This is a genomic window from Desertivirga xinjiangensis (assembly GCF_024436435.1).
Classification (GTDB): domain Bacteria; phylum Bacteroidota; class Bacteroidia; order Sphingobacteriales; family Sphingobacteriaceae; genus Desertivirga; species Desertivirga xinjiangensis.
On the sequence record NZ_JAFMZP010000001.1, the window covers coordinates 780,352 to 800,814 of the forward strand.

Genomic DNA, 20,463 nt, shown 5'->3' on the forward strand with positions numbered 1-20,463 from the left:
TTTTGATCAGAGATTTTTAATAAAAGTATTGAGTTTTGAACTCCAGGTTTTTAGCTCGAAGTTCTTCGCGTTGCATTCTGTAGACATTTTTAATTTGTCTAATAAAAATTGATCATCCAGGGCTTCGATAAGAGCCTTAGAATAATCTGTTGGAGAATTGCTTGCGGTTATGATTGTTTCGTCTGAAAGAATGTAGCCCCTTTTCCCGGCAGGTGTAGACAATACCGGAATACCCCAATTAATAGCCTGTGCGAGTTTTGTCGAAGCGCCTCTGCTGTACCAAAATACTGGATTGAGAAAAATGCTCCAATGGGAAACTTCCTTTTCTAGCTGCTCATTGGAGAGACGTCCTTTATATTTGATAAAAGGATAAAGCAATTCTAATCGTCGTCCCTCGGGTTCCGGCCCGCCTACAAGGTTAATTGAATAATTAAATTCCGACTTTTTTAGGGAATCGCACAGCAGCTCAAGTCCCAGTTTGTTAGGTAGATGGTCAAGTGTTCCAACAAAACCAGCGTTCTTCTCTCTAGGCGTCCAGGAAAGAAAGCCAGGCTGTAATATTCGTGGAAGATGTAGTTGATTTAGCGCCCCTATCCACTGATTGATCGGAATTTCATGTTCACTAATCACAATAATGCCATCAAAATTTTCGCGAAAAAACGAGCTTTCAAGCACTATCTGCCGACCTAATTTCCAGGTTTCAATTATCCCCGGTTTTTTTTCACGAGCAATATCGTGAAGATAGTCGCCGCTTTCATTGCCATGGGAGAGCCCCACAAACTTTACATCAGAGGGTAAATGATGCTTAACTATCTCTATAAGAGGGGCGAGGTTAATTTGATTTAAGGCGATCGTTTTTATCTTATGCTTCTTTACCGCATTAACAATCTCAGTGGTGTAGTTATTAAAATCATACCTATCATATACTTCCAATCCAAATTTGATCTTTATTTTTTTAAGGAAGGATTTTGTGGTATCCAATTTAATGATAATAGGGTCATGCCCACTATGAGACAAATATGTCAAATATTCAGACGTACACAATTGCACACCACCTGGTATATGGAAATCAACATATTTCCTATCGGAAATAAAAAGGATTTTTTCAGGATCAGTCATCCTATTCGTAGGTTATAAAGTTTTAAGTATTCTTCAACAATTACCTCATTGGAAAATCTTTGCTCTGCAACAACTCTTGAATCTAGTCTTTTCAGCGAAGAGACTTTTCTGATACATTCACACAAATCGCTGAAGGAATCAGTCACAAATCCATTCAAGCCGTGTTTGACTACCTCTGGAACAGCACCTTTTCGGTATCCGATCACCGGTGTGCCACAAGCTAGAGCTTCAGCCATTACAATTCCAAAGGGCTCGTCCCATTCGATCGGCATGAGGAAAGCTGAAGCATTTCCCAGTAATTCATTTTTTTGAACATCGTCAACCGGACCAATATATCGGATATCATTATTCAAAAACGGACTAATTTCTTTGTTGAAGTAGCTCCTATAAGAATCAGGAATATTACCGGCAATAACCAGTTTTCTATTAGTGCTTAAGGCTGCTTTTATTGCATTATGCGGGCCTTTTATCGGTTCAATGCGTCCAAGAAAAACCAGAGGAGCGTCATCAGAAACTGTTGCCTTAAATTCGTATGTTTCTAATGGCACTCCATTGTAGACAGTATACGATGGTGCATAGGGAGCTATCTGTTTACTGATATAATCACTACATCCTGTAAATGCGAGTGTTCCTTTTTTTGCCAGTTTTACAGCTTTATTTATTTGTCCTAAAGTGGGTTCCCGTTGATAGCTCATAATCTTAGGGATACTGAAGGGTAACAGGGGCAGCAGATACGCTAATCTTCCAAAGCTGTGAACAACGTCGAATCGTTCGGTGAGTAATACCTTATTTATTAAAAATGTATTTCTCAAAAAATCTCTCTTATTGCTGCTGCGTTTACCTGGATAGGAATATAGCTTTGCTCCTGTTGAAGAATCGCTATGAGCAAATAAGCTCACATCATGTCCCATCTCAATTAGGCCCTTTATTAACATATCAATAACCCGTTCAATACCTCCATATAAAAGGGGCGGAACAGGTAGTTCAGGATCTGCTGTGATAGCAATTTTAAGTTTTCGTTTCAATGTTGTAATGTATTTTTTTTGCCAAAGCCATTGCTGGTTTCTCTACAAAAAAGTAAAATATATATGCAAAAGAAATGGAGAATACAAAGCTAATCGCAAATAATAGATATCGTTTTGATAAGGTTTCGGCAAAGCGCAGTCCAAGATTTATAGCTTTTCCCCCAATCACAACATGAGTTAAGTATAAAGAAAATGAAATTGTAGAAAAAAACTTAATAATCTTGTTACTGAATCGCCAGAAGAAGAGCACTAAGCAACAAAATACACAAGCCCAGAAAGTTGGTTGTCCATTATGAACGAAGACGTGAAGGAGAAGCAATGAAAGAAGAGGTATCAACCATTTAATAGTAAATTTTTTTTCTGTCCGAAAAAAAAATATTAAAACTCCTATTCCGAATATTGGTAGGTAAGGTGTAATAACAAGTACATTGTGCGGTACTTGAATATAGCTGATACCAATAAAACTTACGAGAAGTAGAACTAAACTCAAAAACTGTCTTATGAATGGGAATATAATTGCAATTAGGATATAAAATTGGAATTCTATACCCAAGGTCCAGTAAACTACGTTTAGATACTCTCCAACCCCAAAGTTATTTATGTAGGCAACGTGTAACAATATATTTATCCAATCTATTGTGTAATCATTATTTGTAACATGATAAGAAATTAAATTTAGAACAAGCAATAATGCTATAGATATTATAAATGGCGGTTCAATCCTAATCAATCTTTTAAGCAGGAAGCGGGCGGTATTATTATGGGAATAATCTTTGGGTAACGCATAACAGATAATAAAGCCTGAAAGTATGAAAAAGATTTCCACTCCGAGATAACCATATGATATAGCACTCTTCAATATAGAATTTTCTGGAAAGAGTTTTCCGTTTCCAAGAAACAAATGGAATGCACAGACAGCTAAAGATGCGAATGCTCGTAAGAAATGGATATCTTGTAGTTCCTTTTTAGATGTCGATAGGACATTTTTTTTGCTGATAATAGTTTGAGCATTCCCGCTAACTTCCATCTCTATTTAATTAATAATTTGAAACGTCTTGCAAATTTCCAGCCTGTAAATTTTGCCAATGTCTTGGTAATCCCCCCTGCCGGGAATGGATACTGCGAGCCTCCCAATTTCTTAATCCAGGTTTCGCTTTTAGAATACAAATCATTATGATTTGGGTAAAAATCATACTTCCAAAGCTGAAACGCATCCGCGCAAATTTTTCGGACTCTTTCTGAATTTTCTGCAGCCAACAACCACTTAACTCCTAATTCAGTGGAAAGATATGCAGATTCATAAGCCCGTCGTGACTTCTGAGCGGAAAGAGAGTTTTCGATTCCTGAGCGATAATACAAAGTCGCATTCTCCGTAAATAGAATTTGTTGGCTCGCAAGAATTACTCTGATAAAAAAATCGAAATCATTTATAAGAGACAATCTCTCATCCCATAGTCCCGATTTTTCCAACACTTCTCTTGGGATAAGAAATAATGCGCATTGCATCATATTAGGCCCATTCCATAGAGACTCTACAAGCCATTCCATCGAAGGCATATCCTGCCAGACTTTTTCGGGATTTAAGTTAAATGTAGACAGGTCATCACCGTAAAACCTGCCCCAAGCTGCGGAAGCAATGCTATCTCGCCGGCCGTTGAGCGTTGCTATCTGGTTTTTAATAAAGTCACGTGACAGCAGATCATCGGCGTCGACAAATTTTATATATTCACCATTACTGACCCTAAACGCAGAATTGGCAGCGGCACACTGACCCCGGTTTGGCTGATCGAGTACAGTTATTCCCTTTGCCTCATAGCTTTTTAAAACATTCATTGTACCGTCTGTGGAACCATCGTTTACTACAATAATTTCAAGATTTTGGTACGATTGGTTCAGTAACGAATCAAGAGTAGTTCCAATATATTTTTGTGCATTATATGCAGGTATACAAATAGAAACTAATGGTTCTTTCTTTTCCATGTTTGGTGAAGCATATCTTATTTTCTAAGCAGTTTCCTGGCTATCCTTTTCAATCTTTGCAGGAGACTTGGTTTAGTATAGGGAAGTTCATATCCTTTACTTAATATATGTTCCAACTGGTCATATTTGCTGCTATTGAAGTGGATGCAAATAGGTATAATACTTTTATAACAAAACTTGCCCTGTTCTACAGTATATTGTTCGCGGTCTAATTCGCCCAGATGTAAGCAATAGGAATAGTCTAGTTCTTTGAATGGATAAAAGAAAAAAGTCTTTAAAATATTTACCAAGGGCTGGTCGCTATAAAAGTTGACGAACTTATTGGATGTTAACAGCATTGCTAACAAGTTAAACCTATGGAATGTGGCGGCTTCAGAACCGTAAAATCCCGAGCAGTAATTTTGAGCCGGAAGCATAGTATTCAAATAGTCTTCCTGAGAAGATAGCTTTGAAAAATCCGAATAGTTCAGCCATTTGTTTAGATACGGACCATCTTTCATCCTTAAAAATTCCTTTACTATAAGAATCTTTCCTGTTTCTGCAGCTTTCTCTATTAAATTAAACTCCGCCTGAAAATATATATCGCTGTCAAAATAAAAAATACGATCAACTTTATTAATGTATATCTTACTTATAAGGGTATTATAAACGAATTTATAAGGATAACGTTGAGTAGGGGACTTTATGCTTTTAATTACCTCAGGATCTATATCGTTTTGCTGAAGGAGTTGTTGAATAGGATAAAGGACAACTTCCATTTCTTCGAAGAACTGTTTTTGATCTTGTGAAAAAGACTCGTCTTCACTCCATGTTCCTGGTGCATTCCAGGTGCCGGAGATTGCGTTGTCACAAATCGCTATTTTGCCTACGTATTTTCCGTTAGTTCTTAATGAAAGAACAAAGTTTTTAAGTTGGGTAAAGCTTTTCCCGTTTCCAGAGGTAATAATAAGCGTGCTCATTGTTAGAGTTTGTTAAGTTCAGAAAGCCCAGTTAATTTTCCGCAAGCAGCTTTCCATCTTGTGTAATTCAACGATGATGACCACGCCCGCAGATGCCAAAATGCTTTTGCTCGTCTTAGCGGTAAAGTTGTTGAAGAAATTGGTTTCCAAGGCAAGATATTGTGAATAAAAAGAACCTTAACCCACGATCTGTTGCTTTCAAAAGCCATACGTTGCAAATAGCTCTTGCTGTATCTGGATGAAGGTATAATATGAAGAATTATCAGAGCGGGAACATAAGCTATTTCATACCCTTTTTTAGTAACCGTTAATACAATATCATTGTCTTCACCCGAAGTTAGAGCTTTGCCTCTTCGGCCTAAATTAAGTCGTGTCATATCAATTTCCGCTTCAGCCACGTAGGCTAAAAATGCAGGTTTAGTAATTACCATACCGGTGCCAATGGGAGCAAAGGCAGGATATTCAGAAATCTTGAAGTTGTTGGCTTTGTAATTTGAAATTTGTAGTGTATCACCTAAGTCGCGACATCCCAAACTGATGCCGGTTTTAAAAAACCAGGCTGGGGGGGGCGTAGCAAATTCAGGTATAGCTTTCCCTCCAAAACAGCCAACATAAGGGTATTTCTTGTGAAAGTTTAATGCGTGTGAAATATAGTCATAGTTCAAGAGATTGTCGTCGTCTACAAAAATAATCAAATCTGCTTTCGCTTCCTTAACGCCTCTTAGACGGGCAAATGACAGTCCCAGAGTTTGTTCCACAACTATTTTCGAATTACGGTGCCAACTTAAATTTGTATGGTTATCTAATGGGCTATCACTAAGATTATCGATTAAAATCAATTCCCACCGGTCTGTGGATAAATCTTGATTTTTCAGGTGATCAATTGTTCTACTGAATATTTCAATTTTAGGATTATGTGAGCAAACTATAACAGATACTTCTATCATCTCAATACTATTAATCGTTTAATTCATTCAAAAAATACTCAGCTACAGCTTCGGGAGCCATTACCGAATCATAATATTGCTGATTTTGATGCTTGTACTCGAACCATTGCTCTTCGTCAATTTTGTCTAAATGAGTTTTTATAGGTAGCCAGGAATGATCCTCATTTTCAAATATTACGAAGCCCCGCATGTCAAAATATGGCGTCAATAATAATCTATCGGTTATAACTGGAATTCCAACCATTAATGCTAGCATCATAATGTTTCGCCATCCCCAATGGAATCCCGTCGCGAAAACACCGACCCGGCTCGAAGCAAGCATTTTCTCATAATTCACAATTTTCATCCCGGTAATCATGGGTAATTCCACTTTGTGTAATGAAACGTCATTTATGCTTCCATCCGATATCTTATATTCACCTTTTTTTAGAAAAGAGTTTATTGCATATCCTGAGCAGGCCAATTCTGCTAATTTTTTATGAAGATTCACTCGATGTCTCGGCCAACCCCACGGGCTGTCATACAGTGTAATATCATGTAATAAAGGTTCGTCCCTGAGTAGCTTCAGGAATTTGTATCGTATATCAAACTGTTCATAATTATGATACCAACGTGTTTTTTGCCGTAATGAAAAGTATATGCGATTTCTTATATTAAAAAAACGTTGTTGAACAAAATTTCTTTTAATCTTTAAGGTCATTTCGGGGCCAATTGGAACGAACTTTTTTACCCGATTAAAATGTTCACCTAAGGTATCAATTTTTATCTTCACCTTTTGCCGGTACCAGTTGAGATCGTTTTCATTTTGCCACTTAAGACATTCTGGAAATTGGCGGTTTTCAAAAAAATCGATATTATAGCCTGAACAAAAATAAAGGTCACATTCCTTTATATGTTCGGACGTGAAAATGAAGGAATCTTCGCTGTCTACAATAATTCTCTTCATGGTTCGACCTTTTCTTAAAACTAGAAAAGACAGCCCTTTATGTGAGCTCTGAGCCACCTTGTCTGAGAATCCATACAACGTCGCAAAATGAATTGGTTTTTCAGTATAAAATATACGACCTTCCAAGTGCATTTTCATCAAACCAAATCTTAACAGATCATTTCGGTTTTCATGTGTATGCCGCAACCAGATTATTTCTGAACTCATATTTGAGTATTTAACCTTTTAATTTTGAAAAGGCCAGATTTATAATATTTTTTAACGTTAGCTGCCTAATAATAGCTTGTTTGGAAGATGTTGTATCCTGCAACTTCTCAATCATGTAAGCACTCAATTGTTTATTGCAATAAACTGGCTGTTGATAAATAACTCGGAATAGCTCGATCCTTTCTATTAACAGCCTATCGTTGTTCAACAACTTTCGGACTTCCGTCGCCGCGTTGTTAGCCATTGTTGCAACCTCTTCAGAAGAAAGAGAAATGAAATTTCTAAATGCATCCTGCAAAGATTCCGGATCCTCGTTCTTGAAAACAAATCCTGTCTTACCATGCTCAATTATTTCAGATGCACCTGCACCGTCAGACGCAATTACTATTTTGCCTTGCCACATAGCTTCAGTGATTACAAAGTTAAAAGTATCCCAAACAGACGGAACTAGGATAAAGCTGGCATCATCAATGGCTTTTTGCGCTACAGAATATTCTTGCTTTCCTTTAAAGTGTAGTTTCGTATTCCAAATCGAGGGATAGGTTTTAGATAAATGGATAGCCATCGACTGATTATAATCTATGTAATAATTATCTCCGCCCATCCAGTCAATGGCAGGAGCATCGCGATATTTTTCATAAAAATCAGCTATAAACTTTGCACCTTTCCATAATTGTAATCGCCCCAAAACTAAACCATGTCGGGATATCTGAGGTATAGTAGACGTAACGGGGAACGAATATCGGAGATACGGTAGATGGTGATTCACATCTCTGTTTAGCAGTTTCTGCCAGTAACGCTGATTAGTCCTGCTTAACGCTATGATATAGTCAGCCTGATTCAATAAGGAGATTTCAAGCATCAGCAGCATCATATTCTCAAGGCTGTTTTTTTTCCTATGTTCATATACCTCGAGTTGTCCTGAGCTACCTGCAAGCCTGATGATTACATGTTTGTTCTTTTCGGCCAAGAAGTAAAAAAACAACAAATTGTAATCGGTTAATTCAATAACGTCTGCTCCTCCATTTCGATTAAGACACTCTCTGCACGCAAAACTTAAAGCCAGTTTTTGATGAATCCCGGGCAACACGTCAAATTGTTTCGACCTGTCTAATCCTTTTCTTAGATCTTCATCATTTATTTGCTTTATCTCTCCCGGAAAAGTTTTGTCAATTGCATGAGGACTGCTATTTGCTAAAATCGTAATTACATCTTCTCCATTAGCTATCAATCCGCCTATTAGATTTCTGTAATATGTACCGATGCCGCCGCCTTTCAGTTCCGGAAGTATAAATGCTATTTTCAATTGTCTTAGTTATTTGTTTTTAGTTCTCTTTTGAGTTAGAATTCTACCCCATTGCATCATCGGTCTTTCGAGGAAAAAGTAAATCGGAATACTTGCCAGTACAGTAATTCCGAGAGTACCTAGAAAACGAATCAAAAAAGAAATAAATGAATTTGATGAAGGATCTATAATTTGAAGATCTCGCAATGTCCATTTTATTAGAAAATGTAAGATATAAATGGTAAAGCTGAGCTCTCCGATTAAAGATAAGGGTTTTCCTATAAAAGTAGGTAAAGGTCGTTTCGATGTTAAGTATATTAGTATAGAGAACATTATTCCATAGAGGTAAAAATCTCTCAGTATAAAACCGAGTAAATTCTCAAGCAAAACTACCGTGGAAATTAGAAGATAGTCAGTTGTCGATAATGAGATTTTTTCCTTTTTAATTAGAACAAAATATAACATTATGCCCAGTATAAATACTGGAAATTGACATAAAGGATTAAGTGTATAATAAACGCCACCTGCTGCCGGATATACTTTGGTTAAGATAGCAATGCATACTCGGGAGATAAGCATCGAAGCTAGAAACACCGTTGTGGCACTATTGATATTTTTAATGCGGATAAAAAGGAGGGGAGCGAAGAAATAAAACGTAAATTCGGTTGAAATTGACCATCCTCCAGGCACAGAAGAATCAATAGCATGAGGTGAAAGCCAATTTAGAAATATAATGTTTAAAAAAAGATTAAAGTCTAGCGTAGGATTATGGAAATAATAGAACTTGTATATCAAAATTCCTAGATAGTATAATGGAGCAATTCGAAAAAAACGCCGAATCAAGAAGTTAGTATAATTATTATTTTCGCTTTTCAATTTTCCTTCAATACTGTAGAAAATTGTGAATGAGCTTAAAACAAAAAATAATGTGACTCCGCGAGCTCCAAACCATATGAAATTATCCAAAAATTGAATTCCGATATCGGGAGACATCCCATGATGAGTGGTATGAGTCAGCACCACTAAAATTATGGCAATTCCTCTCCACTGTTGTAAGTAATCAAAACGTAAATTTTCTGATAATAGACTCATAACTCTTTTTGATTTTCTTTACGATTTCTTAGATAGCTATCTTTTATTTCAGGAAATATTTTTTTTACTAGCGTCAGTTTTTTAAGATAATTAAAGAATAAGGGAAATTTTCCAGATATAATCGCTTTGGTAGAAGCTAAATATAATTTCTTTTTCTCAGATGTTAACGCTTTCTCTACACTATCGTTTAAGATATTAGCTAAGCGCAATTTGAGGTCTAGTTCGTTGTTTTCAGCCCAACTTGGTTTCTTGTCAGCGCGGTTTTCCCGATCATGAAAAATAATCGTGTCTGTGATGAGTCCGATTTTTAGTTTATGATATTCCACCCGATGGCAATAGTTATTGTCTTCGCCGTAGTGTTGAAATATAGGATCAAACAGTCCCACCCTCTCTATGCATTCCCTGGTCATTAACCAGGCTGCTGCATTAATAAACGTCAGATCATATATTTTGTCCTGATTGCGTTGATTCAAAAGATCTGAAAATAGAGTGCGGGCAATTGGATGTTTTGTGATATTTTGGTATAATAAATGATCTATCAAATTTCCCTCGCCGTTGAGATGGAGAGGACTTATTATTCCATACGCTGGAAAGTTCTCATAAGCAGTTATGAGTTTATGAATTGTGTTTTTTTCAATCCAAGCATCTTGGTTTAACAGAAAAACGAAGTCTGCTCCTGCTTTAATAGCTCTCTTAATGCCGATATTATTTGCCTGACCAAAACCAAGGTTTTGATCAGAGATAATAAGATCGACATTCTTAAATTCGTTTTGTATAATTCGGATAGTTTTATCCGAAGACCCATTGTCTATCACGACTATATGAACGGGCTGGGAACTATCGATCAGGGAATTTAAACATTTTCTTATCCAATGTTCCCCATTGTATGTTACAATTACAGCTGCTAGCAAAATTTGTGCTTTTTAATCTGTTGATTTGATTGCTCGCTCAGTTGCTTCCAGATACTGATGTCCCCATTTTTGACAGGGCTCAAGATGATTGCCTTCAGCCCATTCGTTCCATGCGTTGATAAAAACGAAGTTTTCTTCCGCCGATGGGGGAGTAAATCTTTTAATGGTTTCGCTTAGCCATCTTTCATAAATTGCTGGACTTGAGTTTTTAAATACCAGAAAGTTATGTGACTTCCGAGCGCTATTATCCCACATGGGAGTTACACAAGGATATGACTTATAATCTTTTTGAGGGATTTTCAAAGCATCTTCAACATAGATCTCATAATCGATTACGTCCCCATAGTTCTCAGCAAGATAAAACTTAGGTTTAATTGCCTCAGGCACTCTTTTATAAGCGCGATAAAATATACTTTTCTTTACTTTATAAAAAATACCTCTATTTGATTGTGTTTCTTTCTGTGCTGAGGTTAATTTTCTAACTGGCTGAAATTCTATTGCTGAATCAAATTTGCCCTGTTCCAGGTATTCTTTTCCAATTTCACTGAAGCTCTCAAAGCGGCAAATATAGAGTTCCATGTCATGCTTCGCAGCCTCTTTCCGCCATAATGAAACTGTTTTTTCAACATCAGGAAGTCTTGTTGAGCGATAGATAGCAATCACGGGTTTGTTATTGATCCGTATGTAGCGTTTATCTTTGAATATTTCAATAAGATACCGAATATGATTTAAATCATCCTCCTCAGAGTAGTTTTGCTGAAGCAAAACATCATACTCACTGCCGTTCCATGCTCTCGTCCAATTTTCATTGGCCCAACAAAGCATGAAAGGGAAATCCGGCTTCCCGGATTCAATTATATCGTTCACAGGGCGCTCTAACACTCGCTTTCCGTTAAACCAATAGTGATAATAGCAAAAGCCATATATGCCATATATTTTTGCCAGTTCGGCCTGTTGCTCACGAACCTCTGATAACCTTAAGTCGTAAAACCCAAGGTCTGCGGGGAGATGCGGCTGATAGTGGCCTTTGAAAAGCGGTTTCGCTTTAGCAACATTAGTCCATTCTGTAAAGCCCTTTCCCCACCACTTGTCATTTTCAGGAATAGGATGAAATTGGGGTAAATGTATTGCTATAGTTCTAATTTTGTAATTACCCATTGTTAAGATTATTATGATTACTACTCTTGAAAATTATATCCATCGATTCAACATACTTTTCGATCGAGTATCTTTGCGTTACTTGAGCGAGTGCATTGGCCGAGAGCCGTTCGTATAAGTCCGGTTCTTCAAAAATTCTTGTTAATTGTTTGGTCAGGTCCTCAGTTTTACTATTAAATAATAACCCGTTACTATCTTGCTCAATGATTTCTGTGATACCACCATTGTTGTTAGCTATAACAGGGATACCTTTAATCATTGCTTCTACAATAGATCGTCCAAATCCCTCTTTTAAGGAACAATTCAATACTATGTCTAAATTTTGATAAATTTGATCAGTATCTTTTTCGAATGACTTAAAAATTATGTTTTCGGAAATTTGAAGAGCTTTAATCTTCAAACTTTGGTAATATTCCTGATCAATAGGATCTCCATATATGTACAAAAAGCTGTTAGGGAACTTTTTTAAGAACTGTTCAAAGGCATCTATTGCTTGGCCTTGACCTTTTCCAGGAACAATGGCTCCTAAGATTCCAATCTTAATTTCAGCATAAGGCCTGCTTCTACTGGTTCCACAATCGTTGATATCAAATCCATTATATATTATCTCGGCCTTCCCTTTATCATCATGTAGCCATGCATCTTTCACTGCTTTGGAAATAAAAATCACTTTTTCAGACATTAGCAGACCGGAGATTACGGCATTTCTTGAAGGCAGATATTTAAACTTATAATCATCCCACCCAAACTCTCTTACGTGCCAAATATGTGGGATTTTTAGAGTTACAGCGGTCTCAATTCCAGCAGTCACTACTGAAGTGTTCGTGTAGATAAGATGCGGCTTAAACTCTTCACACACTTTCAAAATGAGTTTACGGTTGAAGTGTTTTTTTTTATAAAACTTTGCAATATCTATTATTCGATTCAACAGCGAATACCCTTTTTTAATTTGAATTACGGCACGTGGAAAATAAAGCACTTTATAATCTATGCCTTCATTCTCTAGATATGTTAGGAGTTCTCCGCCTCTCGGTAAGAGGACCAGTAATTGATAATCCTTTTGCTTAAGGTGCTTTAATAAAGTAAATAGTGATTGAGAAGCACCATAGAGACTAGAATCATGCGCAAATACTAATATTCTCACTCAACTATGTTTTTAATTTTTTCCAAAGTAAGAGTCCCATCAAAGAAAGTTTCGTTTCGTCTTAATTTTGATTCAGCCCATTCCCACCATTTAACTTCGAGAAGTTTTTCGATAATCTCTGCTGAAAATCGGTATTTCAACACCTTTGCAGGTGTACCGCCAACAATCGCGTATGGCGGCACATCTTTTGTAACAACACTGTTGGCCGCAACTACAGCTCCATCGCCAATAGTTACTCCTGTCAGTATAACAGACTGAGTTCCTATCCAAACATCGTTGCCCAAAATGATAGGTCCTTTTGACACAACATCACTTCCGTATGGCTTATTAAAAATTCGATATTTAATAAAATAACTAGTTGCTGAATTCCAATTGTGATTATGTTCCTGTATGGCAGTTCCTCTTGCAATAGAACAATAGCTTCCTATTGTAATTGGGTGTCCGATTGAATAGAATTCAGTTCCAGGCCCATTGATTGTCGTGTTCTTACCCACATATACAGTTCCATTCATGATTGTTTTGTGAATTACAGAGTTTGGACCAACATATATATTCCCACGCAATTCACTGTATTGGACAGTGGCCTTAGGGTCTAAAAGTAGGGGCTGAGTAACTGTCGACTCTTTTATCGTTGAGTTGGTCTCTCTTTTTTCAGGAGCTCTTACAATTTGGACTCCTAAATAATTCAGAGATCGATGAATCAGATTTTTTATGTGTCTAGGCATCATAAATAACTTGAAGGGCATTAGAAACTACATTAAGGTCGGTCTCTATTTTGTCAAATTCGAAGGAAAAGCTTTCACTTGAGAGGGCGTTCTGAAGGTCTTCTTCTGTTGTCACAAATGCAAATTCCTTACGTATGATTTGCTGGCGAAAGGATGAGTACCCTTCTTCACTAAAAATGATATTTTTGACGCCCCACGCCTGGGCTTCAAGCGCTGTTCCTGAGAATGCAGTTATATTAAATTTTACTATGTTAAACAGCTCATAAAGTGATAAAGAATTGGCCTTCTCTATTTCTATTTTAATGGGATATCTCTCTTTTAATTTCAAAAGTGATACTTTATCTTCTGGATAGCGAGGATGTAACCGTATATGCCAGATGAAGTTCTCATCGTCTTTTATAAAGTTCTCTAAAAAAGAGGGGATCCATTGTCCCTGCAAGCATATTAGTACATTGTTTTCTTTTTTTTGTGCAATGTAGTGAGCTCGCTTTTTTAAGCCAAGGTAAATATTACCACCTAGAATTGCAGTAGGTCTAAAAATACTTTCAGAAAAGTTTCTTTCGATGCGTTTCTTATCTGATGCACGCCATACCCAAAAATGGCTTGGAAAGAAAGAGTTATATTCATCAATATTTTGCCATTTACAATAGGCGAAATGATTATCATCTTGAAGGCTGTGTTGGTATTCTATAACTGGAATCCCAAGATCCTTACCAGCTTTAGAAAGCGAAAGTACCGTATTGTCGTAATAACAATACGTCCAAACCTTTTTTGGTTTTAGTATTGTTAACAGCGCTTTGAACACTCTTAATTTCACTTCGCTTTGTAAAAGACTCTTATAGATACGATGCTCAACAAAAGTTTCATATGGAACACATTTGTCTTTTAACCAGCTACTAATAATTATGCTGTTTTTGTAAGCAATGTTATTCTGCTCTCGGAAGTATCTGTTGTAAGTATATTTTAATTTAAACAGAAGAAAATAAAGGTCATCTAAGCATTTATAAAGGTATTCTAGAGAAGGCTTTGTGACTGAAGAAGAGGGCGATCGTAAATATAATTTTGTAAATGATTTGCCTCGCTCCGATAAAAACGGCACCAATGGATCAAGATAGATGTTTTCACCTGAGGGGGTGATATGTTCATAAAACCCAACAAGCAGGCAATCACTTGATACGTTTTTTTTGTCGACTTTTTTTTTAGCAATAAATACTCTTACACAAACTTTTAGTAGTTCAAATAAATCATTAATTGTAAATGATGAATGGTTTATCTGGCTTTCATTTGGTGAAGAATTTTCGAACTTTTTGTTAAACAGGAGATGGAAAAAGTATCCTGTTTGTATGTGAATCACCGGCCAAAAATTTTTACCAAAAAAAGGTTGAAGTTTCTCATGATTAGCTTGAAACATCTTATCCAATATTTCGATATAATCTTTCCGTTTTATGAACATACGTTTATTTGAGAATTAGTGCAGAGAACTCTCTGAAAACTCCCTGTCCCCCCTTTAGCTTTAAGATATTTATTCCAGCAATTCTTTTTACTTCTGGATCTGCATCGTTAGGGCAAGCCGCTATTCCAACTCCTTTTAATGCTTCCATACAATTAACATCGTCTCCGATATAAGCTACATTTTCAAGTCCTAAGTTTTCCTTTGCACATATCTCTTCAATAGCTCCTAGTTTGCCGAGGTGAGCTAGTCCCTGATATATGTAGTCCAACTTCAATTTTTTTACTCTCCTACTAACCATTTCGGTGTTTTCGGTAGTGATTATGCCTGTTATGTAACCTTGGTTACGAAGCAACTCAAAACCTTTCCCGTCTCTTGTATTAAATTTTTTCATCTCATCGCCAGTTTCTGTATAGTACATGCCGGCGTCTGTGAGAACTCCGTCGACATCAGACAGAACGATTTTGATTTTTTTCAGACGTTCGCTCAAGGATGCATAAAAATGTTTGTATACCATCGATTTAAACAGTTCTTCCGCAATAATCCAATCATGAGGCTCATCTATCTCCAACTGAGTAAATTCAGGCATTTCATAAATGCTGATCTTACCAGATAGACGATTTTCTTCTCGTACAATATTCCCAACTTTGTTAATATAGAAAGCTCCATTTTCCACAAACACCCCTTTGAATTCCTGCCTTCGAGGTCGTTTCTTGAAATCGTAATTTATTGGATTTCCTTCTTCATCCCAAAAAAACCTTTTATTTGTCGCACAGCTTAGAAGTGAATCACAGGTGCTTTCCCTAAATTTTTTTATGCCACTGGCAAAATCATTTGCTGTGGTGAATGGGCTTGTCAGCTGCGCCAAAAGAAAAATGTCATCATCAGAGATTGAGGTTTTCCTACTTTGTATAAACTCAAGCATTACCGACTCAGTGCTTGAAGTGTCGGCTGCATTTTCTGCCGACCGTTTGTATATCTCAACCTTAGGAAGCTTAAACCTAAGAACCTCTTTTTCTATTTCAATAGAGTCTGTAGCTACCACGATCTGATGAACATCTTCAGTATCTGATAGTGCTTTTAGATTCCAGTAGATCAATGGTTTTCCGCAGAAATCTTTTATGTTTTTAAGGGGAATGGATTTACTCCCCCCCCTTGCTGGTATAAATGCAATTACCACCTTATTTGGTTCTTTTTTAGTTTATTACGTTGTACGTCTTCAATATCCAAAATTTCTTTCTCCTTATAGGTTAGTGCTTTATGAACCGCCCTGCAATCGCGAGCTAATTTTCTCATTCCATCAGGTTCAAGTGAAGCTGCATGATCTGTTCCTTTCCACGTTCTATCAAGTGTAAAATGTCTTTCCACCCATTCAGCTCCTAATGCAATAGCGGCAGAGTCGACAGCTATACCGAGGTGATGGCCGGAGAATCCAATAGCTTTTACTCTATTTTCAAACTTTTCACGAATTCTTACGATCTCAAGTAGGGATATATCCTCGAATGGGACAGGATATCCTGATGTACAACTGTAGAGTACGACATCCTTTGCTCTTCCTTCGCTTTCAAAGAATTTAACAATCATCTCTTCTTCTTCTTGTGATGTCATTCCAAATGAAAGATGAATTTCTCCTTCATAGTTTTTACAAAGGTATTCGAGCATTTCTTTGTTTAAATTACATGCAGAAGGAATTTTGATCAATTTGGGGTTTAAAGTCACAATTTCTTTTGCAGATTCAATGTCCCAAACAGAGGTTGAATACTCAATGCCATATTCTTCACACCATTTTTTTAATTGTTTATGTTGCTCAAGATCAAATTCAAGAAACTCGCGATGAGCACCATAGGTATCTCCATAGGAATTTGCTGGGTTAGGGTGAGGTGTATTGTACTCTTCATCAGAAAGCAGCACTTTATTGTTTCTTTTTTGAAATTTAGCGACATCCGCTTTGCAAAAAAGGGCCGCAGTCGCGATTAAATCTCTGGCAATTTGCATGTCTCCTTTATGATTACATCCTATTTCTGCAATGATTTTTGGTTCTTTGTACATTTCTTCTTCTTAATATATATGCTAATGACATTAATTATGTTTTTGATATTGGAATTGCAAACTCACATTGGGATAAATATATCCTTTTAAGTGATTTGTTACTCTTTCTTCTTCAGCATCGTTAATGATTTCAAATGATAGTTCGTGGATATTCATAAAATTCTGAACCCTTATTATCCCGGAGCCAACCCGCACTGTATAAACGCCCTTGTTAAGAAGCTTTTTGGGAATTTTACAAATTAGGGAATAGAATCCTTTTTCTCTAATTTTGATGAGCGTTGGATAACTACTTATATCTTCAATAGATAAAATGTGAGCCCCATCTCCTGAATGAATGTTTATAGCGATCGTTGAATTTTTTAAATCTTCAAACGCCGTTGCTTCTACCTCAATTAGGATCTCGTCGTTGATAGAAAAAAGATTTGAAAGGGATCCTGATTCGTTTTTTATAGATATCTTAGTGATTGTTAATGGTTTTTTGCTTTGTTTTGAGTTCTCCCATAGAGGAGACGCGCTAAATGAATTCGTTTTATATTTATCCAAAACATCATTAATTTCTCCAGTAGCTTGAATAGTCCCATTGCTCAATAAGATGCCTGAATTGCATAATTCCTTAATACTCCCCATATTGTGGCTAACAAAGAGAACAGTACGACCTTCGCCTTTACTGACATCGCCCATTTTCCCGAGACATTTTTTCTGAAACTCAGAATCACCAACAGCTAAGACTTCGTCAACTATAAGGATTTCCGATTCAAGGTGAGCTGCTACTGCAAAAGCCAAGCGAACGTACATTCCAGAGGAGTATCGTTTAACAGGAGTATCGATGTATCTCTCTACTCCAGCAAAATCTACTATTTCATCGAATTTTCTTCGCACTTCAGCTTTGCGCATTCCTAAGATAGCGCCATTTAGATAAATATTTTCCCGGCCGGAAAGATCAGGGTGGAAGCCAGTACCTACTTCTAATAGACTAGCAACTCTTCCTTTAATTTTTACAGAGCCTGTTGTTGGCGCAGTAACCCGGCTTAATACCTTCAAAAGAGTACTTTTTCCTGCCCCATTTCTACCAATAATACCAACTGCATCTCCTTGTTGAATATTAAAATTTATGTCACGGAGTGACCACACATATTCACTATTGCCCTTGGTTGTCCGATCATTGATCTGACCTATCTTCAAATAGGGATCGTCCTTGCCCCGCATAGAATGCCACCATCTATTGAGATCGTGAGCCAGGGAGCCTGTACCGATTTTTCCAAGGCGATACTGTTTAGAGAGCTCTTCTACTTTTATTACAGTTTCAGTCATTAAATAATATTTTAATATTGTTATTGGTATCCTAGACGGTATCCATAAATGTTTTTTCCGTTTTATTAAACAATATTGCTCCGATAAAGAGAACGATAAGCATGAATACAATCGAATAAAGTATTGAAGTTGGCTCTACGGTGCCTCGCCCTAGCAGGCAGTACCTAAATGCTTCAACTACTGATGTCAAAGGATTTAAGTCTACAATCCACTTAAAACCCTTACCTTTCAAGTAAGATAAAGGATATGCGACAGGCGTAGCATACATACCTAATTGAACTATAAAGCCTAAAAGTACATTAAAATCACGATATTTGGTCGTTAAAGATGAGATAACGATCCCACAACCCAGGCTAATTCCTGCCATTAAAAGGATTATAAGTGGAATACATAACCAATACCAAGTAATAAGGATTAAGTCCCCCTGTAAATATCGCCATGCCATAACCGAAAAAAGAAGAAGAAATTGAATGCCTAGCCGGATTAAGTTTGATAGAATAACTGAAATAGGCATAACTAAACGAGGAAAATATACCTTACCAAAAATATGAGCATTTGAAATAAAGGTCGAAGAGGTATTAGTAAGACTAGCCGAGAAATAATTCCAAATAGTAATCCCCGATAAATAAAAGAGAATTGGATTAACCCCCTCTGTCGGTATTCTCGCTATGCGACCAAATACTAATACAAACATCATGGTCGTCAGTATTGGTTGAATAAAGTGCCACACTGGACCCAGAATTGTTTGCTTGTACTGGGCAACAAAATCTCTTTTAACAAAAAGGACCATTAAGTCTCTGTATTTCCAGACATCTTTTAAGTGCAGATCTAGAAGCTTGGTTTTCGGTTTGATTTCTAAATCCCAGGTTTCAGTAGTTGAGGCAGTTTGCATCTTGTTTGTATAATGTAATTCTAAATCTTGAATATTAGTTAGCACTAAAAAGCAGTTCCTTAATCTTTTCTTTATATAATGAAAATGAAAAGTGCTCGAGGCATTGCTTCTGAATCATCTGCTTTACAGATTGGGATGAATCTTGATTTGCAAGCATTCTTAAAGAAGATTTAAGCGCCGAAGTGTCATAAGGATTTATTAGTACACCAGCTATTGCACTTTTAACAGCTTCTGTTGAACCGTCAAGATTTCCTGCAAGGACAGGCAAACCACAGGCTTGCGCCTCAATAAATGCCAGCCCAAATCCCTCTTTTGTACTAGGCAGTACAAATGCGTCCGCCATTTGATAATGACTTTGTAATTCATTGTCCGGGATAAACCCGGTGAGATGGACATTGTCTTCCATTGCACATTCTTCAGCTATAGTCTTAATTCTAATGTACTCCTCCTCATCATATTTACCACACAAAATATAATTGATATCTACTCCTTCTTTTTTTAATTCACCAAGGAGCCTAATGACTTTATCATAATTTTTGTTTTTTTCAGTGCCTTTCAACCGAGTTAGTGCAAGGAAAATTTTTGCATGGGGCTTGATGAAATATTTCTTTTTTAGTGTATCAATAAGCTGCTGTTCTGGTTCGGATTGAACGTAAGTTAGATCCGGTGGGGAAAAAAATGGATCCAAGGCATTCGCAATCACTTTCACATTTTTTTTTCCTACATCATGCAATTTCTCAGTTTCTTTCGCGGTAAACTGGCTAACTGCGATGACATCATCCGAACGTTTTAGAAGAGCTTTTTTAAGAGCATTTAATGGCCGCCAAATCTCTATACCGTGTGTCCAAATAATTAATCGGGTAGAGGGTGAAGCGAGTTTGATTGCAAGTCCAATCGGGGCAAGGTTTATATGACTTAATATGACTGTATCTGATTGGATACCCTTTTTTATGGAATGTAAAATAGCCCTTCCTTTTTTTCCTCCAAGACCTGTAAAACATCCTTTCCGAACATATTTCTCGTTAACTTCTGTATCATACAGTGAGTACATCGAAAAAATTATTTCCCCTGAATCATGCATTTGTTGAAAAGCATATCCCAAACTTCGACATACTGTTTCAACGCCACCTGTCAGACTGAATGTTTTTAGAGTAATAAAAAGAATCTTCGGCTTTTTAATCATTCTTCTTGTCTCGATAATATCAATTAATATTTCACAGCTTCGCCCCGTCAGTCACATTTCTTATCGGGCAACTGCTGTAT

The 20,463-nt window shown here is 36.9% G+C and carries 19 protein-coding genes; all 19 read right to left on the bottom strand.

All coding sequences use genetic code 11. The features are described 5' to 3' along the window. Positions 1 to 6: 6 nt before the first annotated feature. Genes J3P37_RS03260 through J3P37_RS03350 form a run of 19 tightly spaced genes read right to left on the bottom strand, consistent with a single transcriptional unit; the run spans position 7 to position 20,383 of the window. Entirely contained in the window at positions 7 to 1,119 is a 1,113-nt protein-coding gene (locus tag J3P37_RS03260; protein ID WP_256009566.1) for a glycosyltransferase, read from the bottom strand. After that, complete coding sequence (locus J3P37_RS03265; protein WP_256009567.1) at positions 1,116 to 2,144, bottom strand: glycosyltransferase family 4 protein; 1,029 nt, start codon at positions 2,142 to 2,144, stop codon at positions 1,116 to 1,118. The genes J3P37_RS03260 and J3P37_RS03265 overlap by 4 nt, the downstream gene beginning before the upstream one ends. Beyond that, positions 2,128 to 3,171 (bottom strand): acyltransferase family protein, encoded by a 1,044-nt coding sequence (locus J3P37_RS03270; protein WP_256009568.1) that lies wholly within the window; start codon positions 3,169 to 3,171, stop codon positions 2,128 to 2,130. The genes J3P37_RS03265 and J3P37_RS03270 overlap by 17 nt, the downstream gene beginning before the upstream one ends. 2 nt (positions 3,172 to 3,173) lie before the next feature. Beyond that, a complete protein-coding gene (locus J3P37_RS03275) occupies positions 3,174 to 4,124 on the bottom strand; it encodes a glycosyltransferase family 2 protein (protein WP_256009569.1) in 951 nt (316 codons plus the stop codon). Positions 4,125 to 4,141: 17 nt separating this feature from the next. Next, positions 4,142 to 5,083: a hypothetical protein gene (locus tag J3P37_RS03280; protein WP_256009570.1), complete on the bottom strand. Its 942-nt coding sequence runs from the start codon at positions 5,081 to 5,083 to the stop codon at positions 4,142 to 4,144. 2 nt (positions 5,084 to 5,085) lie between these two features. After that, entirely contained in the window at positions 5,086 to 6,030 is a 945-nt protein-coding gene (locus J3P37_RS03285) for a glycosyltransferase (protein WP_256009571.1), read from the bottom strand. Positions 6,031 to 6,040: 10 nt separating this feature from the next. Then, on the bottom strand, positions 6,041 to 7,183 hold the full coding sequence (locus J3P37_RS03290; protein WP_256009572.1) for a hypothetical protein: 1,143 nt from the start codon (positions 7,181 to 7,183) through the stop codon (positions 6,041 to 6,043). Between the two features lie 10 nt (positions 7,184 to 7,193). Next, on the bottom strand, positions 7,194 to 8,489 hold the full coding sequence (locus J3P37_RS03295) for a glycosyltransferase family 4 protein (protein WP_256009573.1): 1,296 nt from the start codon (positions 8,487 to 8,489) through the stop codon (positions 7,194 to 7,196). A 9-nt stretch (positions 8,490 to 8,498) separates the two neighbouring features. Then, positions 8,499 to 9,560, bottom strand: coding sequence for an acyltransferase family protein (locus J3P37_RS03300; RefSeq protein WP_256009574.1), 1,062 nt, complete (start codon positions 9,558 to 9,560; stop codon positions 8,499 to 8,501). Beyond that, entirely contained in the window at positions 9,557 to 10,471 is a 915-nt protein-coding gene (locus J3P37_RS03305; protein ID WP_256009575.1) for a glycosyltransferase family 2 protein, read from the bottom strand. The genes J3P37_RS03300 and J3P37_RS03305 overlap by 4 nt, the downstream gene beginning before the upstream one ends. Before the next feature lie 12 nt (positions 10,472 to 10,483). Further along, positions 10,484 to 11,629 carry a glycosyltransferase WbsX family protein gene (locus tag J3P37_RS03310; protein ID WP_256009576.1) on the bottom strand — a complete coding sequence of 382 codons (1,146 nt, stop codon included), beginning with the start codon at positions 11,627 to 11,629 and terminating at the stop codon, positions 10,484 to 10,486. Continuing rightward, on the bottom strand, positions 11,622 to 12,773 hold the full coding sequence (locus J3P37_RS03315; protein WP_256009577.1) for a glycosyltransferase family 4 protein: 1,152 nt from the start codon (positions 12,771 to 12,773) through the stop codon (positions 11,622 to 11,624). Before J3P37_RS03315 ends, J3P37_RS03310 begins: the two co-directional genes overlap by 8 nt. Further along, positions 12,770 to 13,519, bottom strand: coding sequence for a CatB-related O-acetyltransferase (locus J3P37_RS22900; RefSeq protein WP_305121102.1), 750 nt, complete (start codon positions 13,517 to 13,519; stop codon positions 12,770 to 12,772). The genes J3P37_RS03315 and J3P37_RS22900 overlap by 4 nt, the downstream gene beginning before the upstream one ends. Then, entirely contained in the window at positions 13,491 to 14,951 is a 1,461-nt protein-coding gene (locus J3P37_RS03325) for a hypothetical protein (RefSeq protein WP_256009578.1), read from the bottom strand. The genes J3P37_RS22900 and J3P37_RS03325 overlap by 29 nt, the downstream gene beginning before the upstream one ends. A 4-nt stretch (positions 14,952 to 14,955) precedes the next feature. Continuing rightward, positions 14,956 to 16,128, bottom strand: coding sequence for a cytidylyltransferase domain-containing protein (locus tag J3P37_RS23030; protein WP_256009579.1), 1,173 nt, complete (start codon positions 16,126 to 16,128; stop codon positions 14,956 to 14,958). Then, on the bottom strand, positions 16,122 to 16,997 hold the full coding sequence (locus J3P37_RS03335) for an N-acetylneuraminate synthase family protein (RefSeq protein ID WP_256009581.1): 876 nt from the start codon (positions 16,995 to 16,997) through the stop codon (positions 16,122 to 16,124). The genes J3P37_RS23030 and J3P37_RS03335 overlap by 7 nt, the downstream gene beginning before the upstream one ends. 30 nt (positions 16,998 to 17,027) lie before the next feature. Next, the gene (locus J3P37_RS03340; RefSeq protein WP_256009582.1) at positions 17,028 to 18,308 is read right to left on the bottom strand and encodes an ABC transporter ATP-binding protein; all 1,281 of its coding nucleotides are present in this window, start codon (positions 18,306 to 18,308) and stop codon (positions 17,028 to 17,030) included. 31 nt (positions 18,309 to 18,339) lie between these two features. Then, positions 18,340 to 19,245 carry an ABC transporter permease gene (locus J3P37_RS03345; RefSeq protein WP_256009583.1) on the bottom strand — a complete coding sequence of 302 codons (906 nt, stop codon included), beginning with the start codon at positions 19,243 to 19,245 and terminating at the stop codon, positions 18,340 to 18,342. Beyond that, the gene (locus J3P37_RS03350) at positions 19,235 to 20,383 is read right to left on the bottom strand and encodes a glycosyltransferase family 4 protein (RefSeq protein WP_256009584.1); all 1,149 of its coding nucleotides are present in this window, start codon (positions 20,381 to 20,383) and stop codon (positions 19,235 to 19,237) included. The genes J3P37_RS03345 and J3P37_RS03350 overlap by 11 nt, the downstream gene beginning before the upstream one ends. Positions 20,384 to 20,463 lie beyond the last annotated feature (80 nt).